We start from the raw sequence: 3108 nt of genomic DNA on the forward strand, positions 1-3108 counted from the left end.
CCAAGAGTGCGAGGCGGCAGGCCCCCAAGAGTGCGAGGCGGCAGATTGAGTCTCAGGAGCTGAGACTCTCGCGAGACATTCCGCGAGAAAGTGGGACTTGGACCGGATCTTGGATGGCTTGGCACGGCGACCCACGTGAAGCCCCCTTTGCAGATCGAGGGCCCCCAACCACTTTCAGGCAAACAGGTCATTGGCGTTTCGGTTCGAGCTCGTGACCTGAACCCGTGTTTCAGTCACGACCACGTTTTCGCTATGTTACTCAGTTGGTTGGGACAGCACTCGCCCTTCAAGAGCGCGACGCGACTAAAACATGCAATCCGCCCGCTCGCGCCGTGGCGGCGGGCACCGCTCAGCAGAGGCCCATGCGATTCTTGGGAGCGACGCGCTGCTCGTCAGTGGGCAGGTCGGCCGCGCTCTGCGCCTGATCCGCGCCGAAGGCGGCGCGCCGCGCGTGGTAACGGCACGTGGAGCGGTCCGCGCCCACCAGGCCGCACGCCCGGCGCTCACTCAACCCGAAACTCGCCTGCATCGCCCGCACCGCGATCCGTTGCGCCGCGGGCGTCAGGCCTTTTTCCGACCAACTCCTTCAACGCCTGGTTATCTGTCAAGGGTCACCCAGTGTTCCCCAGGCGTGGTCATTGAAAAGTCCTCACCCTCCGGTTAGGCAGCGTCAGAAAATAACTGAACGAATTGCCCTCGTCGGCACGGCTGAGTTCCGCTCGTGCAGTTTACCGACTGGAGGCCTCAGATTCGGTCACTTATCTTCTGACGCTGCCTTAGGTGGTAGTGGCCTCGACCGGCTTCACGAGGCCGGCTTTGAGTTTGTCCTTCAGCCGGTAGGAGTTGCCGCGGATATTGATCGTGATCGCGTGGTGCAGGACCCGGTCGAGGATGGCCGTGGCGAGCACGGGGTCGCCGAAGAGCTCGCCCCAGCTCCCAAAGCTCTGGTTGCTCGTCAGGATCATGGGGCCACGCTCGTACCGCCGACTGATGAGCTGAAAGAAGAGATTGGCGCCGGCCCGGTCGATGGGCAGGTAGCCGATCTCATCGATGATGAGCAGGCGCGGGACGGTGTAGAGTTTGAGACGGTCGTCCAGGCGGCCTTCGGTGGCCGCCCGCGTCAGGGCCGTGAGCAGCCCGGCCGCCGTCGTGAAGAGCACGCGATACCCGCGCTCGATGGCCTTGAGCCCGAGCCCCACGGCCAGGTGCGACTTGCCGACGCCGGGCGGCCCGAGGAAGACGACATTCTCGCCGTGCTCGATGAAGTGGCAGCTGCTTAGCGTCTGGATCTGCTTCTTGTCGAGCGAGGGCTGGTAGCTGAAGTCGAAGGTCTCCAGGCTCTTCACGAAGGGGAAGCGCGCGAGGTGGGTGCGCATCGTGACGTGCTTGGCGGTCTTCGACGCGACCTCCTCGGCGAGCAGAGTATCGAGGAAGTCGGCGTACGAGGCCTCCTTCGTCGTAGCCTCCTGGAGGAGGGCCTCCAGCCGCTCGCGGCTCTTGAAGAGCCGCAGCCGCTGCATCTGCTCCTGCAGGCGCTCGAGCTGGGCCGCGCTCATACGGCCCCCTCGGCGGTGGCGAGCGCCTCGTAGATCGCGAGATCGCGCCGCTCGACCTCCGGCAGCCCCCCGCGCCCGCCGCCGTCGGGGCCCAGCGACGAGCGCACGCGGCGGGCCGTCCGGGCGATCGCGCCCGGCCCATGTTCGGGCAGGATGCGCAGCTGGTACTTGCCCACGAGCTCGTCGTGCTCGGCGACGAGGTGGCCGCCATGGGTCAGGTGCAGCCGGCCGCCCCGGCGGGTGACCTCGACCGTCTGGCCGATCAGCGTGAAGGGCACGGAGTAGCGATTGGTCTCGAAGCTGACGAGGTAGTCCTCGGCGACCCGCCGCGGCTGGCTCGCCTCAAGGCGGAAGCCCGGCTGGCCGGTGGTGGCAATCAGGTGGGCGCGCTCCCGGGCAAACCGGTCCGCGGGCCGCTCGTGGGTCGTGCCGTGCATCCGCACGTCGGCGATCTCGGCCTGCCACTGGCCGAGCTGCTCGCGCAGATCCTGTTCGTCGACGAAGGTCCGCCCCGGCAGGAAGTTGCGCTTGAAGTACTTCACCCCCGATTCCACTTTCCCTTTGGTCTGCGCCCGATAGGCCCGACAGAGGTGCGGCTCGAAGCCCCAGTAGTCGGCGAACTGCTTGAAGGTGGCGTTCCAGACCACGCGGCCGTCACCGGCCGGCTGGCAGACGGTCCGCGGCCGATCGTAGAGATGCTCGCGGGTGTGGCCCCCGAAGTACTCGAAGGCCCGCTCATGGGCGTCCAGAAACTGGCTGAGCGTCTCGCCCACGCAGGGCTCGTGGAAGCTGCGGCGGGAGTAGCCGAGCGTCAGGATGAACGCATGCAGGACGACCGGCCGGCTGCCGAAGTGAATGCGCGCCTGCCCCCAGTCGATCTGGCTTTGCTGGCCCGGCGGAGTCTCAAAACGCACCGCCGCCCGCTCCGCGGCCTGCTCCGCGGTCCGCAACGGCCGCACGAAGCGTTTCACCGTCTCGTAACTCCCCCGGTAGTGCCGCTCGCGGCGCAACTCCTGGAACAGGATCCGCGCTGAGTACTGCACCGCCGACGCCCGGCTCCGCAGATAGGCGGCGTGGTCGGCGAGCAGGGTATCGGCCCGCTCGGCGCGCGTATAGGGCTGCCAGGCGTGCGCCTGCAGGATGCCGCGGACCGTCTTCCGATCCAGCTCCAACTGCCGGGCGATCTCCGATTTCGACCGCCGCTCGACGTGATACAGCCGGTGCACCTCCCGCCAGCAATCCTCCCGGACCATGCGCCCCTCCCCGAGTGAGATGCCCTCGGGGCCAGTGTCGCCGGCCGCCGGCGCCACGCCCGCCAACAATGCCTCGTTCATCGTCACGCCCTCCTCTGTCAGGAGGGGTGGGGAGCATTCAGTGACCACAGCTGGGGATTATTGGGTGACCGCTGACACCGGCCGTGGGCGTGTGAAAGGCCCAGCCGGCGCGATCGGTGTAGAGCGCGATGGGCAGGCCCCACGTCGTGAAGACGGCCTGCAGGGCCGTGAAGACCGCCGCGGTCGTCGCCGCGGGCCAGAGCTGGGCGTAGAGCAAC

Annotated in this window: 4 protein-coding genes; all 4 read right to left on the bottom strand. The window is 67.4% G+C overall.

The genetic code is table 11. The annotated features are described in order from the left end of the window. Window positions 1–349 precede the first annotated feature (349 nt). Window positions 350–511, bottom strand: coding sequence for a hypothetical protein (locus tag VGV06_07835; GenBank protein ID HEV2055068.1), 162 nt, complete (start codon window positions 509–511; stop codon window positions 350–352). 265 nt (window positions 512–776) lie between these two features. Continuing rightward, window positions 777–1556 carry an IS21-like element helper ATPase IstB gene (gene istB, locus VGV06_07840; GenBank protein ID HEV2055069.1) on the bottom strand — a complete coding sequence of 260 codons (780 nt, stop codon included), beginning with the start codon at window positions 1554–1556 and terminating at the stop codon, window positions 777–779. Then, window positions 1553–2890: an IS21 family transposase gene (gene istA / locus VGV06_07845; GenBank protein HEV2055070.1), complete on the bottom strand. Its 1338-nt coding sequence runs from the start codon at window positions 2888–2890 to the stop codon at window positions 1553–1555. Before istA ends, istB begins: the two co-directional genes overlap by 4 nt. A gap of 37 nt (window positions 2891–2927) precedes the next feature. After that, the coding region (locus tag VGV06_07850) for a hypothetical protein (protein HEV2055071.1) at window positions 2928–3108 on the bottom strand (181 nt) is incomplete at its 5' end.

Source organism: Candidatus Methylomirabilota bacterium, from assembly GCA_035936835.1.
GTDB lineage: Bacteria > Methylomirabilota > Methylomirabilia > Rokubacteriales > CSP1-6 > AR37.

What these genes read in the sequence shown, in the direction of transcription:
- istA (HEV2055070.1), bottom strand. Translation starts at nt 2,890, where the DNA reads ATGAACGAGGCATTGTTGGCGGGCGTGGCGCCGGCGGCCGGCGACACT.
- istB (HEV2055069.1), bottom strand. Translation starts at nt 1,556, where the DNA reads ATGAGCGCGGCCCAGCTCGAGCGCCTGCAGGAGCAGATGCAGCGGCTG.